This is a genomic window from Acidovorax radicis, assembly GCF_020510705.1.
In the GTDB taxonomy this organism is placed as follows: domain Bacteria; phylum Pseudomonadota; class Gammaproteobacteria; order Burkholderiales; family Burkholderiaceae_C; genus Acidovorax; species Acidovorax radicis_A.
On the sequence record NZ_CP075184.1, the window covers coordinates 1738975 to 1762571 of the forward strand.

20 protein-coding genes are annotated in these 23597 nt (G+C 63.2%); 10 read left to right on the forward strand and 10 right to left on the reverse strand.

The features are described from left to right. Positions 1 to 2 precede the first annotated feature (2 nt). On the reverse strand, positions 3 to 860 hold the full coding sequence (kdsA, locus tag KI609_RS07970; RefSeq protein WP_226448845.1) for a 3-deoxy-8-phosphooctulonate synthase: 858 nt from the start codon (positions 858 to 860) through the stop codon (positions 3 to 5). An 11-nt stretch (positions 861 to 871) separates the two neighbouring features. Next, positions 872 to 2530, reverse strand: coding sequence for a CTP synthase (locus KI609_RS07975; RefSeq protein WP_226448847.1), 1659 nt, complete (start codon positions 2528 to 2530; stop codon positions 872 to 874). A 92-nt stretch (positions 2531 to 2622) separates the two neighbouring features. Between KI609_RS07975 and coaBC the strand changes: the two genes are divergently transcribed. The 3 genes from coaBC to KI609_RS07990 all read left to right on the forward strand — a co-directional run bounded on the left by coaBC (position 2623) and on the right by KI609_RS07990 (position 5135). Beyond that, positions 2623 to 3846, forward strand: coding sequence for a bifunctional phosphopantothenoylcysteine decarboxylase/phosphopantothenate--cysteine ligase CoaBC (coaBC, locus tag KI609_RS07980; protein ID WP_226448849.1), 1224 nt, complete (start codon positions 2623 to 2625; stop codon positions 3844 to 3846). A gap of 113 nt (positions 3847 to 3959) precedes the next feature. Then, complete coding sequence (dut, locus tag KI609_RS07985) at positions 3960 to 4406, forward strand: dUTP diphosphatase (protein ID WP_226448852.1); 447 nt, start codon at positions 3960 to 3962, stop codon at positions 4404 to 4406. A gap of 225 nt (positions 4407 to 4631) precedes the next feature. Next, positions 4632 to 5135, forward strand: a complete 504-nt coding sequence (locus tag KI609_RS07990) for a glycine zipper 2TM domain-containing protein (RefSeq protein WP_226448854.1) — start codon at positions 4632 to 4634, stop codon at positions 5133 to 5135. A 95-nt stretch (positions 5136 to 5230) separates the two neighbouring features. Here KI609_RS07990 and KI609_RS07995 read toward each other — a convergent pair whose 3' ends face one another. Next, positions 5231 to 5755 carry an FKBP-type peptidyl-prolyl cis-trans isomerase gene (locus tag KI609_RS07995; RefSeq protein WP_226448857.1) on the reverse strand — a complete coding sequence of 175 codons (525 nt, stop codon included), beginning with the start codon at positions 5753 to 5755 and terminating at the stop codon, positions 5231 to 5233. Between the two features lie 54 nt (positions 5756 to 5809). Here KI609_RS07995 and KI609_RS08000 point away from each other — a divergent pair, with 54 nt between their 5' ends. The 3 genes from KI609_RS08000 (at position 5810) to KI609_RS08010 (ending at position 8132) form a co-directional block, all read left to right on the forward strand. Then, positions 5810 to 6940 (forward strand): cupin domain-containing protein, encoded by a 1131-nt coding sequence (locus tag KI609_RS08000; RefSeq protein ID WP_226448859.1) that lies wholly within the window; start codon positions 5810 to 5812, stop codon positions 6938 to 6940. A 47-nt stretch (positions 6941 to 6987) separates the two neighbouring features. Next, positions 6988 to 7512, forward strand: a complete 525-nt coding sequence (locus KI609_RS08005) for a hypothetical protein (protein WP_226448861.1) — start codon at positions 6988 to 6990, stop codon at positions 7510 to 7512. A gap of 353 nt (positions 7513 to 7865) precedes the next feature. Beyond that, a complete protein-coding gene (locus tag KI609_RS08010; RefSeq protein WP_226448863.1) occupies positions 7866 to 8132 on the forward strand; it encodes a hypothetical protein in 267 nt (88 codons plus the stop codon). A 148-nt stretch (positions 8133 to 8280) separates the two neighbouring features. Here the strand turns inward: KI609_RS08010 and KI609_RS08015 are convergent, their stop codons facing one another. The 6 genes from KI609_RS08015 to KI609_RS08040 all read right to left on the reverse strand — a co-directional run bounded on the left by KI609_RS08015 (position 8281) and on the right by KI609_RS08040 (position 13512). Continuing rightward, positions 8281 to 9069, reverse strand: coding sequence for an MBL fold metallo-hydrolase (locus KI609_RS08015; protein WP_226448865.1), 789 nt, complete (start codon positions 9067 to 9069; stop codon positions 8281 to 8283). A 127-nt stretch (positions 9070 to 9196) separates the two neighbouring features. Then, positions 9197 to 10291 carry an outer membrane protein assembly factor BamC gene (gene bamC / locus KI609_RS08020; protein ID WP_226448867.1) on the reverse strand — a complete coding sequence of 365 codons (1095 nt, stop codon included), beginning with the start codon at positions 10289 to 10291 and terminating at the stop codon, positions 9197 to 9199. Positions 10292 to 10337: 46 nt separating this feature from the next. After that, a complete protein-coding gene (dapA, locus tag KI609_RS08025; RefSeq protein WP_226448869.1) occupies positions 10338 to 11234 on the reverse strand; it encodes a 4-hydroxy-tetrahydrodipicolinate synthase in 897 nt (298 codons plus the stop codon). A gap of 228 nt (positions 11235 to 11462) precedes the next feature. Continuing rightward, complete coding sequence (locus tag KI609_RS08030; protein WP_226448871.1) at positions 11463 to 12014, reverse strand: class I SAM-dependent methyltransferase; 552 nt, start codon at positions 12012 to 12014, stop codon at positions 11463 to 11465. 80 nt (positions 12015 to 12094) lie between these two features. Next, a complete protein-coding gene (locus tag KI609_RS08035) occupies positions 12095 to 12259 on the reverse strand; it encodes a hypothetical protein (protein ID WP_226450610.1) in 165 nt (54 codons plus the stop codon). 35 nt (positions 12260 to 12294) lie between these two features. Next, a complete protein-coding gene (locus KI609_RS08040) occupies positions 12295 to 13512 on the reverse strand; it encodes an MFS transporter (protein ID WP_226448873.1) in 1218 nt (405 codons plus the stop codon). Positions 13513 to 13645: 133 nt separating this feature from the next. Between KI609_RS08040 and KI609_RS08045 the strand changes: the two genes are divergently transcribed. The 3 genes from KI609_RS08045 to KI609_RS08055 all read left to right on the forward strand — a co-directional run bounded on the left by KI609_RS08045 (position 13646) and on the right by KI609_RS08055 (position 20126). After that, on the forward strand, positions 13646 to 15628 hold the full coding sequence (locus tag KI609_RS08045; protein WP_226448875.1) for a DNA topoisomerase IV subunit B: 1983 nt from the start codon (positions 13646 to 13648) through the stop codon (positions 15626 to 15628). A gap of 236 nt (positions 15629 to 15864) precedes the next feature. Then, on the forward strand, positions 15865 to 18216 hold the full coding sequence (gene parC / locus KI609_RS08050) for a DNA topoisomerase IV subunit A (protein ID WP_226448877.1): 2352 nt from the start codon (positions 15865 to 15867) through the stop codon (positions 18214 to 18216). A gap of 113 nt (positions 18217 to 18329) precedes the next feature. After that, the gene (locus KI609_RS08055; RefSeq protein ID WP_226448879.1) at positions 18330 to 20126 is read left to right on the forward strand and encodes a methyl-accepting chemotaxis protein; all 1797 of its coding nucleotides are present in this window, start codon (positions 18330 to 18332) and stop codon (positions 20124 to 20126) included. A gap of 259 nt (positions 20127 to 20385) precedes the next feature. Here the strand turns inward: KI609_RS08055 and KI609_RS08060 are convergent, their stop codons facing one another. Beyond that, positions 20386 to 20844 (reverse strand): RidA family protein, encoded by a 459-nt coding sequence (locus KI609_RS08060; protein WP_226448881.1) that lies wholly within the window; start codon positions 20842 to 20844, stop codon positions 20386 to 20388. A gap of 167 nt (positions 20845 to 21011) precedes the next feature. Between KI609_RS08060 and KI609_RS08065 the strand changes: the two genes are divergently transcribed. Continuing rightward, complete coding sequence (locus KI609_RS08065; protein ID WP_413463386.1) at positions 21012 to 23591, forward strand: DNA internalization-related competence protein ComEC/Rec2; 2580 nt, start codon at positions 21012 to 21014, stop codon at positions 23589 to 23591. Positions 23592 to 23597: the final 6 nt, after the last annotated feature.

The window sequence follows — 23597 nt, forward strand, 5'->3', positions numbered from 1 at the left end:
TCTCAAGCTCCAAAGTTGTTTTCGAGGAATCCGCTTTTTTTGGTGATGTCGTCCAGCGCCACCAGCGTTTCAAGCAACGCCTTCATGTGCTTGAGCGGCACGGCGTTGGGGCCGTCCGACCAGGCCTCGGCGGGCTTGGGGTGGGTTTCCATGAAGAGGCCCGCCACACCAGCAGCCACGCCCGCACGGGCCAGCACGGGCACCATGTCGCGGGCGCCACCGCTCACGGCACCCAGGCCGCCGGGCTTTTGCACCGAGTGGGTCACGTCGAACACCACCGGGGCGCCGGAGTTGCGCATTTCGGCCAGGCTGGTCATGTCGGCCACCAGGTTGTTGTAGCCAAAGCTCACGCCGCGCTCGCAGGCCAGGAACCGGTCTTCCGACAGGCCCACTTCGGCCGCCGCAGCCCGGGCCTTGTCGATGACGTTCTTCATGTCCCAGGGCGCAAGGAACTGGCCCTTTTTGATGTTCACGGGCTTGCCCGACTGCGCCACTGCGCGGATAAAGTCCGTCTGGCGGCACAGGAAGGCAGGCGTCTGCAGCACGTCTACCACGCTGGCGACCTCGGCGATGTGCGAGGTGTCGTGCACGTCGGTCAGGATGGGCAACTGCAGCTGGCGGCGCACTTCATCGAGGATCTTCAGGCCCGCTTCCAGGCCCACGCCTCGCTTGCTGGTGCCCGAGGAGCGGTTGGCCTTGTCGAACGAGCCCTTGTAGATCAAGGGAATGCCCAAAGCAGTGCAGACATCCTTGAGCTGGCCTGCCACGTCCAGCGACATCTGCAAGCCTTCGATGGAACAGGTGCCCGCGATCAGGAAGAAGCGCTGGGTGAGGCCGACATTGAATCCGCACAGCTGCATGGGAGCTCCAATCAGGCTTTCGCCGATTTTTTCTGGTGTTCGACGGCCGCCTTGATGAAGGCGTTGAACAGCGGGTGGCCGTTCCAGGGGGTTGACTTGAACTCGGGGTGAAACTGCACGCCGATGAACCAGGGGTGCACTTGTTGGGGCAGTTCCACGATTTCGGTGAGCTGTTCACGTTGCGTCAGCGCCGAGATCACCAGGCCTGCCTTGCGCAACTGGTCCAGGTAGTTCACGTTGGCTTCGTAGCGGTGGCGGTGGCGCTCGGTCACCACATCGCCGTAGATGCTGTGGGCCAGTGTGTCCTTGGCCACGTCCGAGCTTTGTGCGCCCAGGCGCATGGTGCCGCCCAGGTCCGAGTTCTCGTCACGCTTTTTGATGGTGCCGTCCGCATCCTTCCACTCGGTGATCAGTGCGATCACGGGGTGGGGGGTGGTGGGGTTGAACTCGGTGCTGTTGGCGTCTTTGAGGCCCGCCACGTGGCGGGCGTATTCGATGGTGGCCACCTGCATGCCCAGGCAGATGCCCAGGTAGGGCACCTTGTGCTCGCGGGCGTAGCGGGCCGTGCTGATCTTGCCTTCCACGCCGCGTGCGCCAAAACCGCCTGGTACGAGGATGGCGTCGTACTTCGAAAGCCTGGCCGTTGCATCGGCGCTGTCGATGGTTTCGGAGTCGATATGGTCGATCTTCACGCGCACATGGTTGCGCATACCGGCGTGGCGCAGGGCTTCGTTGACGGACTTGTAGCTGTCCGACAGGTCCACATACTTGCCAACCATGGCGATGGTGACTTCGCCCTGGGGATGCTCGGTTTCGTACACCAGGTCGTCCCAGCGCTTGAGGCTGGTGGGGGGTGTGTTCAGGCGCAGCTTGTCGCAGATCAGGCCATCCAGGCCTTGTTCGTGCAGCATACGGGGCACCTTGTAGATGGTGTCCACGTCCCACATGCTGATCACGCCCCATTCAGGGACATTGGTGAACAGCGAGATTTTTTCGCGCTCTTCCGTGGGCACAGGATGTTGTGCCCGGCACAGCAATGCGTCGGGTTGAATGCCGATCTTGCGCAGCTCCTGCACCGTGTGCTGCGTGGGCTTGGTCTTGAGCTCACCCGCCGTGGCAATCCAGGGCAGGTAGGTCAGGTGAACGAACGCGGCATTGTTCGGGCCCAGTTTCAGGCTGAGCTGGCGCACCGCTTCGAGGAAGGGCAGCGATTCAATGTCGCCCACGGTGCCACCAATCTCGACGATGGCCACATCCACGGCGTCGGCTGTGCCGATGCCCGCGCCGCGCTTGATGAATTCCTGAATTTCGTTGGTGACGTGGGGAATGACCTGCACGGTCTTGCCCAGATAGTCGCCCCGGCGCTCTTTCTCCAGCACGGACTGGTAAATCTTGCCCGTGGTGAAGTTGTTGGTCTTTTTCATGCGCGTTTCAATGAAACGCTCATAGTGGCCCAGATCCAGATCGGTTTCTGCGCCATCATCAGTCACGAACACCTCGCCGTGCTGGAACGGCGACATGGTGCCCGGGTCTACGTTGATGTAGGGGTCAAGCTTGATGAGGGTGACTTTGAGTCCCCGCGATTCGAGGATCGCGGCAAGGGAGGCTGAGGCGATTCCCTTACCGAGGGAAGACACCACACCGCCGGTGACGAAGACAAATTTGGTCATGTCGTTTTATGGTGGTGGGAAATTGGGATTATAGATGCGCCCCCGACAACGCCCTCGCTGGCGGGGCTCCCCTGGTCTGCTAAATTCAGCCCATGAATGAGCTTGTTGGCAAACACATTGTCCTGGGTTTGAGTGGAGGCGTCGCCTGTTACAAGGCCGCCGATTTGTGTCGCCGGCTCATCAAGGAGGGCGCGACGGTTCAGGTCGTGATGACGGAAGCTGCCGAGCAGTTCATCACGCCCGTCACCATGCAGGCGCTGTCGGGGCGCGTGGTCTACGGCTCCCAATGGGATGCGCGCGAGCCCAACAACATGCCCCATATCAATCTCAGTCGCGAGGCCGATGCAATCTTGGTTGCGCCCTGCAGCGCGGATTTTGTGGCACGCCTGGTGCAGGGTCGTGCAGATGAATTGCTCAGCCTTCTGTGCCTGGCGCGCCCCGCGCAGCAGGTGCCGCTGCTGCTTGCGCCCGCCATGAACCGTGAAATGTGGGCCCATCCGGCCACCCAGCGCAACCTTGCCCAAGTCGCGCAGGATGGGGCCGTGGTGCTGGGGGTGGGCAATGGAGACCAGGCCTGCGGAGAAACAGGTGATGGCCGCATGCTGGAGCCGGATGAGATCGTTGACGAGTTGGGGGCTTTTTTTGCCCCCAAGCTCCTGTCGGGCCACACGGTACTGGTGACCGCTGGGCCTACCTTTGAAGCGATCGACCCGGTGCGTGGCATCACCAACTTGTCCAGCGGGAAAATGGGTTTCGCCATTGCCCGGGCTGCTCGAGAGGCGGGCGCGGATGTCACGCTGGTCGCGGGCCCGGTGCATTTGCCCACTCCGCGCGGTGTGCGGCGTGTCAATGTGCAATCAGCACAAGAAATGCTTGTGGCGGTTGATGCAATTGCCCAGAGTGCTTCTATATTTATAGCGACGGCGGCGGTTGCCGACTGGCGGCCTGCCGCACCGTCCTCCGAAAAAATCAAAAAGGACGGATCGGGGCAGACACCAACCCTGGAGTTCGTCGAGAACACCGATATCCTGGCCACCGTGGCCCAGTCGCCGCGCGCTGTGGCCAACGAACTCTATTGCGTTGGCTTTGCCGCTGAAAGCCACGATTTGCTGGCCCACGCGACCGCCAAACGCGCCCGCAAAGGGGTGCCTTTGCTGGTCGGCAATATTGGCCCAGCGACCTTCGGGAAAGATGACAACGCGCTGCTGCTGGTGGACGCGCAGGGCCATCGCGAATTGCCCCATGCCTCCAAACGCGTGCTCGCGCAGCAACTGATCGGCGAGATAGCCGGGCGTTTGCAGCCGCCGCGCCCGTGACGCAGCGGTCTGATCCCGCACACTGCGGGCGGAGAGTTTTCATACCCACAGGTTCCGTTCGGCGCGACTGCGGCAAACGGGCTTGCAGCGCCAATCAGGAAAGAAGAAACAGTGTGAAGATTGATGTCAAGATTCTGGACCCGCGCATGGCGGATCAGTTGCCTACCTATGCCACGCCCGGAAGTGCCGGCCTGGACCTGCGCGCATGCCTGGATGCGCCGCTGACCTTGCAGCCCAATGCATGGCAGCTGGTGCCCACCGGTATTTCCGTGTTCATCAAAGACCCGGGATATGCTGCGCTGATCCTTCCGCGCTCGGGGCTTGGGCACAAACATGGCATCGTGCTGGGGAACCTCGTCGGTTTGATCGACAGCGACTACCAGGGTCAACTTATGGTGAGCGCGTGGAACCGGAGCACCGTTGCGTTCACGCTGGAGCCCATGGAGCGCCTGGCGCAGCTGGTCATCGTGCCAGTGGTGCAGGCCCAGTTCAATGTGGTGACCGAATTCACCGCCACCGAACGGGGTGAGGGCGGCTACGGCTCTACCGGCAAGGGGTGACGGGGTTTCAAAGCCATGGCCGTGCATGCGGCCAGCGCTTAGGGCGGCGCTGTCAGATGCCGCTTACTTTTCGATGGCTCTGTTACTGACGCAATACCAGCCCTTCTGTCTACGCCCCAGGCAGGTGGCGCGTTGTTCCAATATCGTCAAGCAGCGCAAGGCCCATGGAGTTTGAAAAACTGCCCTTGGCCCTTGTGTCAGTCCATCCACTTCAGGAGTAAATACATGCGTCCATCGATCCGCCCTTTCGCCATTGCCGGTGCTGTTGTTCTTGCTGCTTCGCTGGCAGCGTGTGGCAGCCCGCAGCAAGCGCCTCAATACTCCGGCGGTTACTCCTCCGGTGGATACCAGGCAGCCCCTGCCTATCCCAATCAGCCCACTGGCACCGAGTACGGTCGGGTTGCGAACATCGAGGTGCTGCAGGGTCAATCCCAAGGCAGAACTTCCGGTGCTGGAACGGTATTGGGCGCCGTAGTGGGCGGTGTGTTGGGCAACCAGGTCGGCAAAGGTTCTGGCCGGGTGGCAGCCACGGCCCTTGGTGTGGTGGGTGGGGCCGTCGCCGGTAACGCCATTGAGGGGCGCAACAACCGTGATGAATATGCGCAGAGCTACCGTATTTCTATTCAGCTTGATCACGGTGGCTACCGCGCTTACGACGTAAGCACACCCGGAGATCTGCGCATTGGAGACCGTGTGCGCGTGTACAACGGTCAAATTTCGCGCAACTAAGACTGACGCCGAGCTTGAGCGGTCAGGCGGGCGCTGAGCGTCTCGGATCAGCCCGCTGCGCTCTTGCTGGCGGGCAGGTTGTCGCGCTGGTGCTCTCAGTGCAGCAATGAATTGCCGGGGGCTTGCGGCTGAATTCGGAAGAACCCTGTTCCGGCGCTGCCACGGCCAATTTCCTCTTCAGTGGCATCCCGCACCGCCTGCACCGTCAACTGCAGGCGCAATGCAATGCCGGCGAGCGGGTGATTGCCGTCCAGGACGACATGCTCTGGGTAGATTTCGGCCACCGTGTACAGCGCTGTACGTGGTGCGTCTGGGTTGCAACCTTCGGGCAGGGCCATGCCATCAAATGTCATTCCCTCCTCGACTTCTGCAGGGAACAAGGCCCGTGGTTCCAGAAACAGCAGTTGATCGTTGAAGTCACCGAAAGCATCTTCGGGTTCGAGGTGCAGCGCCAGCGTGGCGCCGGGGCCGTGGCCCTGCAACGCCTCTTCGATGCGCGGCAGCAGGTCGTCGCCGCCGACCAGAAACTCTACCGGTTCATCGAGTACGTCTAATTCTTCACCCAAGGTGTCCTTGAGTGTCCAGGTCAGTGCGACCACACATTGTTGGGTAATTTCCATAGGAGAATTGTCGCAGTTTGATCAACAGCCCCGCAAACGGGCGAAGTTTTACCCATGGATATCCAGCAACCTCTTTCCCTGCTTGGTGGCCTGACCGCCGAGCAGTTCATGCGCCGCCATTGGCAAAAAAAGCCCCTGCTGGTGCGCCAGGCGATTGCTGGCTTTGTACCGCCCGTGCTGCGCTCCGAGTTGTTTGCGCTGGCGGGGCAGGAGGGCGTTGAGTCGCGCCTGGTGCAATCCATCAAAGGCGCATGGAAACTGCGACACGGACCGTTCAACCGCCGCGCGCTACCGGCGCTGCAGCAGCCGGACTGGACCTTGCTGGTGCAGGGTGTTGATCTGCACAACGATGCCGTGCACGCCCTCATGCAGCAGTTCCGGTTTGTGCCAGATGCACGGCTGGATGACCTCATGATCAGCTATGCCAGCAACGGCGGTGGGGTGGGGCCCCATTTCGACAGTTACGACGTTTTTCTGCTGCAGGCCCATGGCAAGCGACGCTGGCGTATTGGCCGCCAAAAAGACCTCACGTTGCGTGAAGATATTCCCTTGAAGGTACTGGCGCAGTTCGAAGCCGAGGAGGAGTTTGTGCTGGAGCCGGGGGACATGTTGTACCTGCCGCCACGGTATGCCCACGACGGCATCGCCGAAGGCGAATGCATGACCTACTCCATTGGCTTTCGATCTGCAGGGCGGGCAGAGCTTGCGCAAGAGTTGCTGGTGCGGCTGGCCGAGGACGCCGGGGAGGAGGGCAGCCCTGTGCTTTACCGCGATGCCGACCAAAATGCGGTGTCGCAACCAGGCGCCATTCCGTCCGCTTTGCTGGATTTTGCCCGCGAAGCCATGTCTCGTGCTTTGGCGCAGCCGCTGGTTCTGGAACGTGCCCTCGGCGAGTATCTGACCGAGCCCAAACCCAGTGTGTGGTTTGAGCCCGGTAAGGTGGGCGTGATGCTGGAAGGCATTTGCCTGGACCGCCGCAGCCGCATGATGTATGACGAAAAACACATCTTCATCAATGGCGAGAGCTACCGTGCCGCAGGTCGTGATGCCACCTTGATGCGCCGCCTGGCCAATGAGCGCCAACTGTCTGCGCGCGAGTTGCTTCGGGCCAGCGATGATGCGCTGGAGCTCTTGTCTTCTTGGTGCGATGCGGGCTGGGCCCATGTCTGGGCGGGGACGGAGTGAACGGCCCCACCCGGGTCCATGTTCCCTTTTTTTGAGGAATCTACATCATGACGAATGCTGCTGACCTGCCTGAGCCCGTACCCCTGCGCGAGCTGCCTACCGGGCGATTCAGTGGGCGCGACGACTTTCAGCAACTGGTGCGCGATGCCATTTTCACGGCGGCCCGCGAGGGGTGGCAGGAGATCTTCATCAGCGATGCCAACTTTCATGACTGGCCGCTGGGTGAGCGAGAAGTGGTGGAGGCGCTGCAAGCGTGGGCACAAGGTGGGCGGCGCTTCTCCATGCTTGCGGGTGATTATGCTGACGTCATCCGGCGCCATGCCCGTTTCGTGCGCTGGCGGGGTACCTGGGAGCACATCATTAGCTGCCGTCGTAGCCCGGCGGCTGACCCTCTGGATATTCCCTGCGCGCTGTGGTCCCCGCATTGGGCCATGCACCGGCTGGATACAGAACGCAGCGTGGGGGTGACGGGTAGTGAGCCGGACCGGCGTGTATCGTTGAGAGAGACACTCAATGAGTGGGTGCGAAGCAAGAGCGTGCCGGGCTTTCCTTCGACTACGCTGGGGCTGTAAGAGCCTGTTGACGACCCCCTGCGAAATCGTCAACAGGCTCTCTGCGTTGGCAGGACCTGCGATGGGGCACTGAGTGGGTGGCCTGGCCTGCCCAGTCTTGGGGCGGAACAGGGCAAATTCGCCAGTCTCCACCTGCAACAGCAGGCCAGGATCGGCGTCTGGGCGCCCTGCGGTAAGTCAAGCGGGTGTAAAGAATTCGTCAGTGTTAGTCGGTATTGACTAAATCTCAATATAATCACTGGCTGTGCCAAAAAGGTGCAAATCAAGTGCATTGTGCCAACGCGTAACGGGGCTTCGGAAAGCCTAACGCCACGGCTTTTCTAGATTCTGTCTGTCCAAATAGGAAAATCGAAATGAAGAATTCTCTCGTTCTGGCCGCCCTGATCGCTGCTGCTGCACTCGCCGCTTGTGGCAAGAAGGAAGAACCCGCTCCAGCACCAGTTCCTGTGGAAGCACCAGCTCCTGCACCTGCTGCTGAGCCAGCCGCTCCTGTCGCCGCGCCAGCAGCAGCTGCTGCTTCCGAAGCCGCTGCTGCCGCTTCTGACGCTGCTGCATCCTCCGCTGATGCTGCCAAGTCTGCTGCTGACGCCGCTGCTGCAGCCGCTTCTGCTGCCAAGTAATTGTCTGCACCGACATAGAGCTGGTCGCAAGACTGGCCTGTGCAAGAAAGCCCCGCACCGCAAGGTCGGGGCTTTTTTTTCGGCATGGATGCAGGGGAGTTTGTGGTGTTTATGGGGGCACGGGTTCAATCAAACGCCGCCCCTGGCTTCAACCCAGCGCGTCGATATTCAGCCACTCGGTTCCATGCACCGGGCTGGCAACCACAATGTTCTCCGTGGCCCAGCCTAGCGCCGACGCAAGCGCCTGCTGCGCGAGGGCTGCCGTATTGTTTTTGGCGCTCAGGTGTGCCGCTACCACACACCGGAGCCCACTGTGCTGAACGGTACGCAGGATGTCCGCTGTTGCAGCGTTGGCCAAGTGCCCGTAGGGGCCCGCTACGCGGCGTTTCAGAAACAGCGGGTAGCGGGATGCATCGAGCATCTCAGGGTCATGGTTGGCTTCGATCATCAGCGCGTGGCAGTCTTGTAGCTGCCGAAGCACGTGGGCACTGGCATGCCCCAGGTCGGTCAGGATGCCCAAGCGCATGTTGGCGTCGGAGCATTTGAGCTGCAGTGGCTCCTGGGCGTCGTGTGGCACGGTGAAGGGCAGCGCCTGGAAGGTGCCCATATCGATCGCATCCATATCGCGCGCCACATGCATCAGTCCATCGAAGTCGGGGCTCCCCAGCGCTGCATGTGTACCTCGGCTCATCCACACCGGGATCCTGTAGCGCAAGGCCAAGGTCTGTGCGCAACCAATGTGGTCAGAGTGTTCGTGGGTGATGAAGATGGCGTTCAGATCTTCCGTCTGTAGCTGTGCCTGTGCCAGGCGCGCCTGCAGCTGCCGAATACCCAAGCCACAGTCCACCAAAAGGCGGCGCACTTCGGCACCGCTGCGTCCTTCGACTACCGTGGCATTGCCCGTGCTGCCACTGGCCAGGTTCTTGAATCGCAACATGGCGTGGTCGCTGGAGAGATCGTGTCGTCACACCCACCACCGCAGCGCGAGGCGCACAAGGCGCCGGTGAAGGCGCTGGTGGCCTAAGCGGGTGGGTGTGTCGTCGATGCTGCTGCGGTGACCGGGCTTACTTCAGTTCGTCTGCAATCACGCGAATGATGCGTTCGGCGTTTGCAGAGGACTCCGGTGCGCCCGCTTCATTGAGGACCGACACCGTGGTGGTCTCGCCCTGGCCGCGCACCACGATGCGGTACTTCAACGGAGGCGTGGCCGTGTTCGAGCTGAACAGCTTGCTGAAGAAGCCTGGTTCCTTCTTGTCTGCATTGGGCGCCACGTAGCGAACAAAGTAGGTGCCTTCGTTGCGATTGCGGTCTTCTACGGTGAAGCCGGTGCGGTCGAGCGCCAGGCCCACACGGCGCCACGAGCGATCAAATCCTTCGTCCAGCTGAACCACCGGGGCGTTGTTCACAGTGGCCACGCGTGCGGCGGGCTGGCGAGGTGCTGCGGTGGAAGTCACGGCCTTGGATTGCTCTTCGCTGACGCCGAGCTTGACCATCAAGCGGCGCAAAAATTCGGTTTCGAGCTCTGGGTCGGCGGCGCGGGGCTGCCATACCGTGTTGTCTTTGGTGGAGCTGCTGTAGACCTCGATCATGCCGCGGTGGGTGATGTAGATCTCGGTTCCGCCGTTGCTGTTGCGTTCCAGCCGCGTGCGGAACTTGTCACGCTCGCCCGTCGAGTACAGGGAGTCAAACACCTTGCCGATGGTCGAGCGGACAATATCCTGGGGCAACTTGGCGCGGTTTTCGGCCCAATCGGTTTCCATGATGCCGACGTTCGACTCGGCCTGGGTGAGGATGAAGCCGTTTTCTTCCCAGAATTCGCGCACGGGATCCCACAGCTTGTTGGCCGGGCGGTTGACGACCAGCCAGCGCTGGTTGCCATCGCGTTCGATGCGAACGTCGCCCAGTGTGATGGCTGCCGCGTTGGCCGTTCCCGAGGGCTGGGCGGCTTGCCCGGCCTGCATCGCTGCTGCCGACACGGAGCCGCCTGGCACTGTGGCATAGCGTGAGTCGCGCGACAGCTGGGTCAAATCGGGGGGGATTTCCAGCGTCGAGCCTTTGGTGGCCGATTTGTAGTCGATTTTGTCACCGTCCAGAACGGAACAGGCGGACAGGGCCGTGGCGAGGGCCAGCAGGCCCAGTCGGGTAGTAGCAGCTTTCACGCGGAAATCCTCGAAGTGTCTCTGGGGGTGACGGGCGATGCCCGGATTAGATCAGGCCGCTGCTGCGCAGGGCGGATTCGACGACGGCTTCGTTGCCGCTGGCCAGCGGCGTCATGGGCAGCCGCAGGGTGCCACCACACAGGCCCATGCGGGCCACGGCCCATTTGACCGGGATGGGGTTGGCTTCCACGAACAGGTTTTTGTGCACAGGCATCAGTTGAAACTGGATCTGCATGGCGCGCTGAACGTTGCCTGCCAGTGCCGCGACACACAGTTCATGCATCAGGCGAGGGGCCACATTGGCCGTCACGCTGATGTTGCCATGACCGCCGCACAGCATCAAAGCCACAGCGGTCGGGTCATCGCCCGAATACACGCCAAAGCCCTTGGGTACTTCGCGGATGAGCCACTGGGCGCGCTCGATGTTGCCGGTGGCTTCCTTGATGCCGATGATGCCGGGCACCTGGGTCAGGCGCAGTACGGTGTCATGCTGCATATCGGCCACCGAGCGGCCGGGCACGTTGTACAGCACGATGGGCAGGTCGCCCGTGGCCTCGGCAATGGCCTTGAAGTGCTGGTACTGGCCCTCTTGGGTGGGCTTGTTGTAGTACGGCACCACTTGCAGCTGGCTGTCGGCCCCCACGCCCCGCGCGAACTTGGCCAGTTCGATGGCTTCGGCGGTGGAGTTGGCGCCGCAGCCGGCCATGATGGGCACGCGCTTGGCAGATTGCTCCACGGCCACGCGGATGATCTCGCAGTGCTCTTCGACGCTGACCGTGGGCGACTCGCCTGTGGTGCCCACCACGCCGATGCAGTCGGTGCCTTCGGCGATATGCCAATCGATCAGTTTGCGCAGGGCGGGATAGTCCACGCTGCCGTCCTCGTGCATGGGGGTGACGAGGGCGACGATGCTGCCGGTAAGGGGGACGGAAGAAGAGGTCATGTCCGCGTTGAAAAACGGTAAAAGGGCATTCTAACTAGGAGCCTGCAGAGTCAAAGGATCCATCGGGTGCAAAACGGCAGCAGTGCTTCATTCTTTACCTTCATCTCGGGCCGTTGTCAGGCCAGGGGCGGCGCCATGGGCAACAAAGCGTGCTTGCTGGCGCAGGCGGGGTCAATCCGTGGGTTTCCATGTCGGCGCTTGCTGTCGCGCAGGTGTCTGACAAGGTGCCTATGCCGCCGGGCTGAGACCATATCTTGGTGGTGTGACGGGTTCGGCAAGTTCCCGCACGGCGGCGATGCGCTGCACGAAACGTTCGGGGTCGGGCAAAAAGCCGTCTTCGTACGCCACCACACGCAACCCTGCGCAGGCGTGCAGCAGTTCGCCCGGCGCCAGCAGGAATTCGGCCCGGGCGGGGCGGCCCACGGTTTCATTGCCACGTGCAAAGGTTTCGTAGACCAGCACACCACCGGGCATCAGGCTCGCTACCAATGCGGGCCACAGCGGCCGCCACAGGTAGTTGGTGACGACCACGGCCCCAAACTGTCGCCCTGCAAAGGGCCATGGGCCGCTCTCCAGATCGGCGCGGACCATCTCACCCAGGCCCGCGCAGGCATCCAGGGCTTGCGCGGACTGGTCTACACCGACGACCGGGTGCCCGAGGCCGTGCAACCAGCGCAGGTGGCGCCCGGCGCCACAGGCCACGTCCAGCACCGTGCTGCCCGAGGGAATGAGGGGCGCCCAGCGGCGCACCCAGTCAGACGGAGTTTCGGTGCCGTGCATATACTATTAAATTAATAGCTGCTAGCGCTTTATTCATAAGCGCCAGAGGCCTAAAACACTTGAAAATTGGCGAGCCGCGCTCAAAAGCACGCCCACACCTGATCGGCCACCATCACCATGAAATCGGGCACCGTGTACATGCCAAACACCGCCAGGCACAGCAACACCGCCACCGCCCAGCCCAGCCAGTGCAGAACGCGCGAGCTGCGCTTCTGCTTCTGAGGGTGCGGGCTCTTGTTGTTCATGTGGGCTTTGGATGGTGGAGAGCGAGGCAAAGGGCTCAGGCCGGCACGGGCGCTGCGCGCTGGATGGGGTTCTCCTTGACAGGCAAATTCACCAGCCCTGCAAAGACACCCAAACCGATGGCGATGTACCAGACGATATCGTAGCTGCCGGTGGCGTCATACAGATATCCCCCCAGCCACACGCCCATGAAGCTGCCGATCTGGTGGCTGAAAAACACAAAGCCGCCCAGCATCGACAGATGCTGCACGCCAAAAATCTGGGCGATGGTGGCATTGGTGGGGGGCACGGTGGACAGCCACAGCGCGCCCATCACTGCAGAAAACACATACACCGACAACGGTGACAGTGGCACCGCCAGAAAAACGCTGATGACGACCGCGCGGGCAAAGTAGATGAACGCCAGAATGTGCCGCTTGGGCATGCGTTGGCCCAGCGTGCCCGCGATGTAGGTGCCAAACACATTGAACAGGCCGATCAAGGCCAGCGCATAGCTCGCCACCTGTGGCGACAAGCCGTGGTCCTTGAGGTAGCTGGGCATGTGCACGCCGATAAAAACCACCTGGAACCCGCACACAAAATACCCTGCCATCAGCAGGTTGAAGCTGGGGTAGCGGAAGGCCTCGCCCAGGGCCTGCGTGATGGTCTGGTCGCGTTGGGGTGGTGCCGCCCCCTTGAACCCCGGCTCGCGCAGCCCAAAAGCCAGCGGCACGATCAGCACCACCGCCATCGACAGCGCCAGCAATGCCTGTTGCCACCCCAGGCTGGCAATCAGCCATCCCTCCACGGGCACCATCAGAAACTGCCCGAACGAGCCCGCCGCGGCCGCAACCCCCATGGCCCACGACCGGCGCTCGGGTGCGATCTGGCGGCCCAGCACCCCATAGATCACGGCATACGTCGTGCCGGCCTGTGCTGCGCCGATGAGGACACCCGCCGTCAGCGCAAACAGCCCCGGGGTGGGCGACAACGCCATGCCCGCCAAGCCCAGCCCATACAGCACGGCGCCACCGATCAATACGCGAAACGCACCAAACCGGTCCGCCGCCATGCCCGCAAAAATCCCGATGACACCCCAGGACAGGTTCTGGATCGCGATGGCCAACGCAAACGACTGGCGGGTCCAGCCCATTTCCTGGGTGATGGGCAGCAGCCATAAGCCGAAGCCGTGGCGAATGCCCATGGAGAGCGTCACGATGGCGGCTCCACAGGCCAGCACCTGGAACATGGACAGTTTGGGAGGATTGGTATGCATGCGCAGGAATGTAGCGAAATTGCGTGAAACCTGCTGATACACAAGCGACCAATACAGTGGCCCCCGGCATAGGGTGATGTGCACTGGTTTTTCATCCAGCCTTCGCAGCGTCACCGCACTACAATCCGCCCCCATGGCAGCCAAACCCTCTCCTGTTTCGAATAGCGACTATTCCGAAAGCTCGATCCGCGTGCTCAAGGGCCTGGAGCCCGTCAAGCAGCGGCCGGGCATGTACACCCGCACCGACAACCCCTTGCACGTCATCCAGGAAGTGCTGGACAACGCCGCCGACGAAGCGCTGGCCGGTCACGGCAAGAAAATCAAGGTCACCTTGCATGCCGATGGATCGGTGAGCGTGGAAGACGACGGCCGTGGCATTCCTTTTGGACTGCACCCCGAAGAGAAGGCCCCGGTCATCGAGCTGGTCTTCACCCGCCTGCACGCGGGCGGCAAGTTCGACAAGGGCAAGGGCGGTGCCTATAGCTTCTCGGGCGGCCTGCACGGCGTGGGTGTGAGCGTGACGAATGCGCTGTCTACCCGGCTCGAAGCCACCAGCTACCGCGAAGGGCAGGTGGCACGCCTGGTGTTCTCGGCGGGTGATGTGGTCGAACCCCTTGTCACCCAGACCAGGGGCGAAGGCGACCGCAAGCAGGGCACCACGGTGCGCGTGTGGCCCGACGCCAAATACTTTGAATCGAGCAGCCTGCCCATGGGTGAGCTCACGCACCTGCTGCGCAGCAAGGCGGTGTTGATGCCGGGCGTGAGCGTTTCGCTCGTCAATGAAAAAACCCGTGACACCCAGACCTGGCAATACAAAGGCGGCCTGCGCGATTATCTGCAGCAGACCCTGAACGGCGAGCCAGTGATCCCGCTGTTCGAGGGCGAGGGCTTTGCCGATGGCGGGCACGAGAGTTTTGCCGAAGGCGAGGGCGCGGCCTGGTGCGTGGCGTTCACCGAAGACGGCCAGCCGGTGCGCGAGAGCTATGTCAACCTGATCCCCACCAGCGCGGGCGGCACGCACGAGAGCGGCCTGCGCGACGGCTTGTTTACCGCCGTCAAAAGCTTCATCGAGCTGCACAGCCTGTTGCCCAAGGGCGTCAAGCTGTTGCCCGAAGACGTGTTTGCCCGCGCCAGCTACGTGCTCTCGGCCAAGGTGCTGGACCCGCAGTTCCAGGGCCAGATCAAGGAGCGCCTGAATTCGCGCGACGCGGTGCGGCTGGTATCGAGCTTCGTGCGCCCGGCGCTCGAGCTGTGGCTAAACGAGCACGTGGAATACGGCAAGAAGCTCGCCGAACTGGCCATCCGCGCGGCGCAAACACGGCAGAAGGCCGGCCAGAAGGTTGAAAAGCGCAAGGGCTCTGGCGTGGCCGTGTTGCCCGGCAAGCTCACCGATTGTGAGAGCCGCGACCTCGCGCACAACGAAGTGTTTTTGGTCGAGGGCGACTCGGCCGGCGGCAGTGCCAAGATGGGCCGCGACAAGGAAAGCCAGGCCATCCTGCCGCTGCGTGGCAAGGTGCTCAACACCTGGGAGGTGGAGCGCGACCGGTTGTTTGCCAACAACGAAATCCACGACATCTCGGTGGCCATTGGCGTGGACCCGCACGGCCCCAACGACACGCCCGACCTGTCGGGCCTGCGCTACGGCAAGGTGTGCATCCTGTCAGATGCCGACGTGGACGGCTCGCACATCCAGGTGCTGCTGCTCACGCTGTTCTTCCGCCACTTTCCCAAGCTCATCGAAGCCGGCCACATCTACGTGGCGCGCCCGCCGCTGTTCCGTGTGGACGTGCCGGCGCGTGGCAAGAAGCCGGCCGCCAAGCAATACGCGCTGGACGACGGCGAGCTGCAGTCCATCCTGGACAAAGCCGAAAAAGACGGCGTGGCGCGCGATAAGTGCCAGATCAGCCGCTTCAAGGGTCTGGGCGAGATGAACGCCGAGCAGCTGTGGGACACCACGCTCAACCCCGACACCCGTCGCCTGCTGCCCGTGCGGCTGGGCAGCATGGACTTTGCCGCCACCGAAGGCCTCATCACCAAGCTCATGGGCAAGGGCGAAGCGGGGTCGCGGCGCGAGTTGATGGAGCTGCACGGTGACAGCGTCGAGATCGATGTTTAAGGCAATGCTGAACAAGTCCCTCACGCGCCGCGCATCCGTGCCTCGGGCGGTCTGCTGCGTTGCAAATCCTCGCCATAGCGATGGCTATGACTGCGGTTTGCGCCTTGCATCCCATCCCGACGCACGGCGCGCGCCATCGCAGTGATTGATTCAGTATCGCCAAAATTTAAGCAAAATTGGCCTCTAGCGCTTATCTATAAAGCGGTAGTAGCTATGAAAAAGATAGTGATTGACCCATGAGTGAGCAACCCGACCTCGCCTTTTCCGCGCCCGAGACCCCCGAAGAACCGGGCCTGGGCAGCTACGCCCAACGTGCTTACCTCGAATACGCGCTCTCTGTCGTCAAGGGCCGTGCCCTGCCCGACGTGTGCGATGGTCTCAAGCCCGTGCAGCGGCGCATTCTGTATGCGATGGATCGCATGGGCTTGTCCTATAGCGGCCCCACGCGCAGCAGCGCGCCCAAGCCCGTCAAGAGTGCGCGCGTGGTGGGCGACGTGCTGGGGCGCTTTCACCCCCACGGCGACCAGTCGGCGTATGACGCGCTGGTGCGCATGGCGCAAGACTTTGCCCAGCGCTACCCGCTGATCGACGGTCAGGGCAACTTTGGCAGCCGTGATGGCGATGGCGCTGCCGCCATGCGCTACACCGAGGCGCGGCTGTCGCGCATCACGAGCCTGCTGCTCGACGAGATCGATGAAGGCACGGTCGATTTCATGCCCAACTACGACGGCAGCACCGAAGAGCCGCGCCAGTTGCCCGCGCGCCTGCCGTTTGCACTGCTCAACGGCGCCAGTGGCATTGCCGTGGGCCTGGCCACCGAAATCCCCAGCCACAACCTGCGCGAGATTGCCGACGCCTGCATTGCGCTCATCAAGACCCCCTCGCTGGGCGCCGAAGACCTGCTGGCCCTGGTGCCCGGCCCCGACTACCCCGGCGGCGGCCAGATCATCAGCAGCGCTGCCGACATCGCCGACGCCTATCGCACGGGCCGGGGCAGCCTCAAGGTGCGCGCGCGCTGGAAGATCGAGGACCTGGCGCGTGGTCAGTGGCAATTGGTTGTCAACGAGCTGCCGCCGGGTGTCAGCACCCAGCGGGTGCTCGAAGAGATCGAAGAGATCACCAACCCCAAGGTCAAGGCCGGCAAGAAGGCACTGAGCCAGGATCAGGTGCAGCTCAAGGCCAGCGTGCTTGCCGTGCTGGACGTGGTGCGCGACGAATCCAGCAAGGACGCCCCCGTGCGCCTTGTGTTCGAGCCCAAGACGAGCAAGACGCCGCAGCAAGAGTTGATCACCGCGCTGCTGGCGCACACCAGCCTGGAGACCTCGTCGCCCATCAACCTGACCATGGTCGGGCTGGATGGCCGGCCGGTGCAAAAATCATTGCGACTGATGCTGGAAGAGTGGATCGCCTTCCGCCAGACCACCGTCACGCGGCGCTCACAGCACCGTTTGAACAAGGTGCTGGACCGCGTCCATATCCTCGAAGGGCGGCAGATTGTGCTGCTCAACATCGACGAAGTGATCGCCATCATTCGCCAGGCGGACGACCCCAAGGCGGCGCTGATTGCGCGGTTCGCGTTGAGTGACCGGCAGGCCGAAGACATCCTCGAAATCCGCCTGCGCCAGCTCGCGCGTCTCGAAGCGATCAAGATTGAGCAAGAGCTCAAGGAGCTGCGCGAAAGCCAGGGCAAGCTCGAAGACATTCTGAACAACCCGGGCACGCTGCGCCGCACCATGATCCGCGAGATTGAGGCCGACGCCAAAACCTTCGCCGACCCGCGCCGCACGCTGATCCAGACCGAGAAAAAGGCCGTGGCCGAAGTGAAGGTGGTGGACGAGCCCGTCACGGTGGTCGTGTCACAAAAAGGCTGGGTGCGCGCACGCAGCGGCCACGGGCACGAAGCGGCGAGTTTTGCCTTCAAGGCGGGCGATGGTTTGTATGGCACGTTTGAATGCCGCACGGTCGATACCTTGCTCGCCTTTGGCAGCAATGGCCGGGTGTACTCCGTGGCGGTGGCGTTGCTGCCGGGCGCGCGGGGCGACGGCCAGCCGGTGACCACGCTCATCGAGCTGGAGGCCGGCACCCAGGTGCTGCACTACTTTGCGGGCCCGGCAGGCGCCACGCTGCTGCTGGCCGGGTCGGGCGGCTACGGGTTTCTGGCGGCGGTGGAAAACATGGTCTCGCGCCAGAAGGGCGGCAAGGCGTTTATCACGCTGGGCGAAGGCGAGGCGCTGTGTGTGCCGTCGCATGCCGCAGGGTCCAGCGGCAGCCACGCTTTGGCTCCTGCGACCCATGTGGCCTGCGCGTCCACGGGCGGGCGCATTCTCACGTTCGAGATCACGGATCTCAAAACCATGGCCAACGGCGGACGCGGCCTGATGCTGATCGACCTGGAAGACAAGGACCAGCTTGCGGGCGCGGCAGCCTACACCCGCAGCATCCGGCTCGACGGTGTGGGCCGCGGCGGCAAGCTGCGCGATGAAACGCTGGAGATTCGCTCGCTGAACAACGCCCGTGCTGCACGTGGGCGCAAGGGCAAGGCGGCGGACCTCGGTTTCAAGCCCACCACGGTGACACGGGTGGAGTAGCGCCCGCCGAGGCCCATGGACCTACGTGTCTTTCCGCTTTGTGTTCACGCTGAAATAGCGCAATATGGTTGCGGCAAGCAACACATGTTTCAAAATAAAAGGAGCGCCTCCCGATGTTTCACCAATTAAAAATGGGTCACAAACTGTGGTTTGCCGTTGCGGCCATTGTGGTGCTGCTCGTGGCCGTGGTCGGCTTTTCCGGATTCAGGTCGGCCAAGACGCAGGCCGAGGGCAACGCCATCCTCCAAGAGGTGTCCATGCGGCACGATGCCGTGGTGCATTGGGCGGGCCTGACAGAAACCAACGCAGTGCGCACCCTGGCGCTGGTGCTGAGTGAAGAACCTGCGGTGCAAGCCGAATTCAAGGATGCCATTGCCGCCACTTCCGCGAAGATCGGCGAGGTGCAGAAGTCGCTGGAGGCCATGCCGCTGTCCGACCGCGAGAAGGCACAGATGGAGAAAATTGCCGCGGCCCGCAAGAACATGGCAACGCAGCGCGACCAGGCCCGCAAGCTCAAGGCTGCAGGCCAGGCAGATCAGGCCGAGACCTTTGTGCGCCAGACCTATAACCCCGCATCGGCGGCTTATCTGAAGACACTGGGGGACTTCGTCGAGCTCGAAAAGCAGATCATGCAGGAGACCCGCAATACGCTCGCGCAGGCTGGCATGGACACGGTCAAGATTGCAGCGGCAGCCGTGGGCGCCTTGTTGCTGGCCATCATCGTCGGGGCCTTTTACCTGATTCGCAGCATTGCGCAGCCCCTGGAGCAGGCCAATGCCTTGGCCGGGCGTATTGCCGAAGGCGATTTGAGCCACACCGAAACCATCACGCGGGGTGACGAGTTTGGCGAGCTGCTGCGCTCGCTTTACATCATGAGCGACTCTCTTGGGCGCATGGTGCATCAGGTGCGCCAAAGCACCGACAGCATTGCGATTGCAAGTGCCGAAATCGCCACAGGAAACCACGATCTTTCGATGCGCACCGAGGAGACCTCGAGCAACCTGCAAGAAACGGCAGCTGCCATGGAGCAGTTCACCAGCACCATCCAGCAAAGCGCCAGCAGCGCGCAGCAGGCCAGCAGCCTGGCCGCTGGCGCAACGGGGGTGGCGCGCCGCGGAGGCGATGTAGTGACCCAGGTGGTTGCCACGATGGAGGACATCAACCACAGCAGCAAGAAGATTGCCGACATCATCGGCGTGATCGACGGCATTGCGTTTCAGACCAATATCCTGGCGCTGAACGCAGCGGTCGAGGCGGCGCGTGCGGGTGAGCAAGGGCGGGGTTTTGCGGTGGTTGCCAGCGAAGTGCGCAGCCTTGCACAGCGCAGCGCAGAGGCCGCCAAGGAGATCAAGCAACTTATCAACGCATCGGTCGAGAAGGTCGAAACCGGCTCGCGCCTGGTATCCGATGCGGGCACCACCATGACCGACATCGTGCAGTCTGTGCAGCGTGTGACCGACATGATTGGCGAGATCACGACGGCATCGTCCGAGCAGAGCGCCGGGGTGTCGCAGGTCAATCAGTCCATTGGCAACCTTGACCAGATGACGCAGCAAAACGCCGCGTTGGTCGAGGAGAGCGCCGCGGCCGCACAGAGCCTGCGCGAACAGGCAGACCAGCTGGCGCAAGTGGTATCGCGCTTCAAGGTGAATGCGGCAGGCTACGCGCCCGCCCAAGCCGCCATCGCGGCTGCGCGCGCTACATCGGCTGTGCGGCAACCGTCGCCGATGGCCGCGCCAAAGCCCACTGGCAAGGCCGTCGGGGCGAGGCCTTCAGCGGCAAGCGCCCACCGCCCCGCGTTGACGCAAGCGGCCCCGCCAGCCAAGGCCCCCGCAGCCGCAACTGTTGCCGCGTCGGGCCGCAAGCCAGTGGTGGCCCAGGGCGGTGATGAGGATTGGGAGTCGTTCTGATCTGGCCGTCTTGCTAACGATGCTTCCTGGTGCGGTGAGTGTGCGGTGAGTATTTTTTGCCGCATCAAAAAAACCCACGGCAATTGCCGTGGGTTTTTTTATGGGGCGTGACACGTGGGTGTCGTGCCCATCATCGCAATGGCTTGCATCCGCGCCTGCGCAAAGGGTTCAGCGCGGGCGCGCGCGGTGCTTGCGCCGACGAAAGCACCAGGCTTGCTGTTTTTTGCGAATGGCCAACCCTGTGCCGGGCCAGCCCGCATCAGGCCAGTTCGGCGATAAGTTCGATCTCCACACAGGCGCCCATGGGGATTTGCGCCACGCCGAACGCACTGCGCGCATGAACGCCCTTGTCGCCAAACACCTGGCCCAGCAGTTCGCTGGCGCCATTGGTCACCAGGTGCTGCTCGGTGAAGTCGCCTGTGGAGTTCACGAGGCTCATGAGCTTCACGATGCGCTTGATGCGGTTCAGATCACCGCCGCAGGCCGCTTGCAGCGTGCCCATGAGGTCGATAGCCACGGCGCGCGCGGCGGCCTTGCCTTCTTCGGTGCCGATGTCGCGGCCAAACTGTGCGGCCCAGGGCTTGCCATCCTTGCGGGCAATGTGGCCGCTCAGGAACACCAGGTTGCCCGTCTGCACAAATGGCACGTAGGCGGCTGCAGGCACGGACACGGGTGGCAGGGTGATGTTGAGTTCTTTCAGCTTGTCGTAAACGCTCATGGTGTTCCTTGGGTTGAAGTGGGGTCGGATGGATCGATGAAGCACGTGCGCGCACCCCATGGGGTGTCTCCGTGCTGACCCTGGTGACCGGACGCGGGCAAGTGTTACACAGCCCCGCGCGCCGATTCCAGTGACCGGGGGTTTCTGCACCGCATTAGCATCCATGTATGCCCGCCATAAGCGCCCCTAATGCCGTGTCGTCCCACGCCGAAGCGTTCTCGGGGCATGGGGCTGGTTCCCCTGCATCGCCCTGGCGCGGGGCCGCCGTGTTGCTGGGCATGGTGGCTGGGGCGGCGCTCCAGTTGCGGCAACCGGTGCTATGGAGCGTAGCGCTCTATGCGGGCTTGCTGTGTGTGGCGGTGGTGGCAGGCACGTGTTGTGTGGCGGTGGGCGGCAGGTGGGGGCCTTTTCGTGCCGTGCCCAAGGCCCGGTGGTTTGCCGGTGTGGCGACCGCGCTGGCCGTCGCCGCCGGGGCAGCGGCCGTGTTTGCCACCAGTGGATTGCGGGCGTCCGCCTCTGTGGCCCAGGCTCTGAGCCCGCCCCTGGAGGGGCGGGACATCCGGGTGACCGGGTTGATTGCGGCAATGCCGCAGGTCAATGAGGCTGGCACCCGGGTGCGCCTGGAGGTCGAGACCGCCCGCCTCCAAGGCGCGCCTGTGCAATTGCCAGCGCAGATCGAGGTGGCCTGGTACAGCGGGGCGTTTCGCGATGTCGACGATGCCCAGGATCTGCCGCGCCAGGCGCCCGCCCTGCGCGCCGGAGAACGATGGGCCATGACGGTGCGCTTGAAGGCACCGCATGGTTTGCGCAACCCACACGGGTTTGACTTTGAACTGTGGATGTGGGAGCAAGGCGTGCAGGCCACAGGTTCGGTGCGCACGGGATCGAAGGACGAGCCCCCAGTGCACCTGGCATCCACTTGGCGTCATCCGGTGGAGCAACTGCGCCAGGGCGTGCGCGATGCCATCTTCGCCCGCCTGGGCCGCGCATCCGACGACAGTGACCCCGGCCGCGCGCGGATTGCGGGGGTGGTCGCCGCCCTGGTCACAGGGGACCAGCGTGCTATCGACCGCGCGGACTGGGATGTGTTTCGGGCCACCGGTGTGGCCCACCTCATGAGCATTTCTGGCCTCCACATCACCTTGTTTGCATGGCTTGCGGCATGGTGTGCGGGCATGTTGTGGCGGCGCTCCACGCGCTTGTGCCTGTGGGTGCCGGCGCCCTCTGCAGCCGTGGTAGCGGGGGTGCTGTTGGCGGCGGGCTATGCGCTTTTCAGCGGATGGGGCGTGCCTGCACAGCGCACGGTGCTGATGCTGGCAATCGTGGCGCTGCTGCAGGTCAGCGGGCGGCGGTGGCCTTGGCCACAGGTCTGGCTGCTGGCCTGCGCTGCGGTGGTGTTGGTGGACCCCTGGGCACTGGCGCAGGCGGGGTTCTGGTTGAGCTTTGTGGCGGTGGGGATGCTGTTTGCTACCAATCCAATAGCTAATAAGGCACGCTCATCAAGCGTAAAAGGCCATTTTTATGCATTATTGCGGGAGCAATGGGTGGTGACACTGGCGCTTACCCCCTTGAGCCTGCTGCTGTTTGGCCAGGTTTCATTGGTTGGTTTTGCTGCCAATCTGGTGGCGATTCCGTGGGTGACTCTGGTGGTAACGCCGCTGGCGTTGGGCGGCGTGTTGTGGTCGCCCCTGTGGAGCCTGGCTGCGCTTAGCCTTCAGCCGCTGGCCGCCGTGCTGCAGTGGCTGGCGCAGTGGCCTTGGGCCGTGCTTTTTCTGCCAGCCGCGCCGCTGTGGGCGGGCATGGCCGGTGTGCTGGGTGGGGCATTGTTGGCCATGCGCCTGCCGTGGCGGCTGCGGCTGCTGGCGCTTCCGTTGCTGGTTCCCGTGGTATTTTGGTCGCCAGCGCGGCCTGGGGTGGGTGAGTTTGAACTGCTGGCGGCAGACATCGGTCAAGGCAATGCGGTGCTGGTGCGCACTGCCAGCCACACCTTGTTGTATGACGCTGGCCCCCAGTTCAGCCGCGAAAGCGATGCGGGCCACCGCGTGCTGGTGCCCCTGTTGCGCGCATTGGGCGAACGGGTGGACACCCTCATGCTCAGCCACCGGGACGCCGACCACACGGGCGGGGCAGAGGCGGTGCTCACGCAGCAGCCGCAGGCACTGCTCACGGGCTCGATCGAGGCCAGTCACCCGCTGCAAGGCGTGCGCCCTGCCACGCCTTGCCTGGCAGGCCAGCAGTGGGTCTGGGATGGCGTGCTTTTTGAAGTGTTGCACCCCTTGGCGGGGGCAGAGGCTCCCGAACTGCGCGCCAACCGCCCGCCCCGGGTGCCGCGCCCCAATACGCTCAGCTGCGTGCTGCGTATTGTTGCCAGAGAAGGCGACGGGGCCACTGTCTTGCTGGTAGGCGATATCGAAACCCCGCAGGAGCAGGCGCTGCTGGCGCGCAATGCGCCGCTCAAGGCGGATCTGCTGCTGGTGCCTCATCACGGCAGCAAGACATCGTCGTCGCAGGCGTTTCTGGAAGGCGTTCAGCCAGGCACCGCGTTGGTGCAGGCTGGTTACCGCAACCGGTTTGGTCATCCCGCGCCGGATGTGTTGCAACGTTACCGGGCGTTGGGGATCGCGGTGGTGGAGTCGCCCCAGTGCGGTGCGGCGCGCTGGTCGTCCAGCGCCCCGGCTGTGGTGGCGTGCGAACGCGACACCTCCCCACATTACTGGCAGCACACCCTTTCGCCACGAAACGATTGAGTCGCC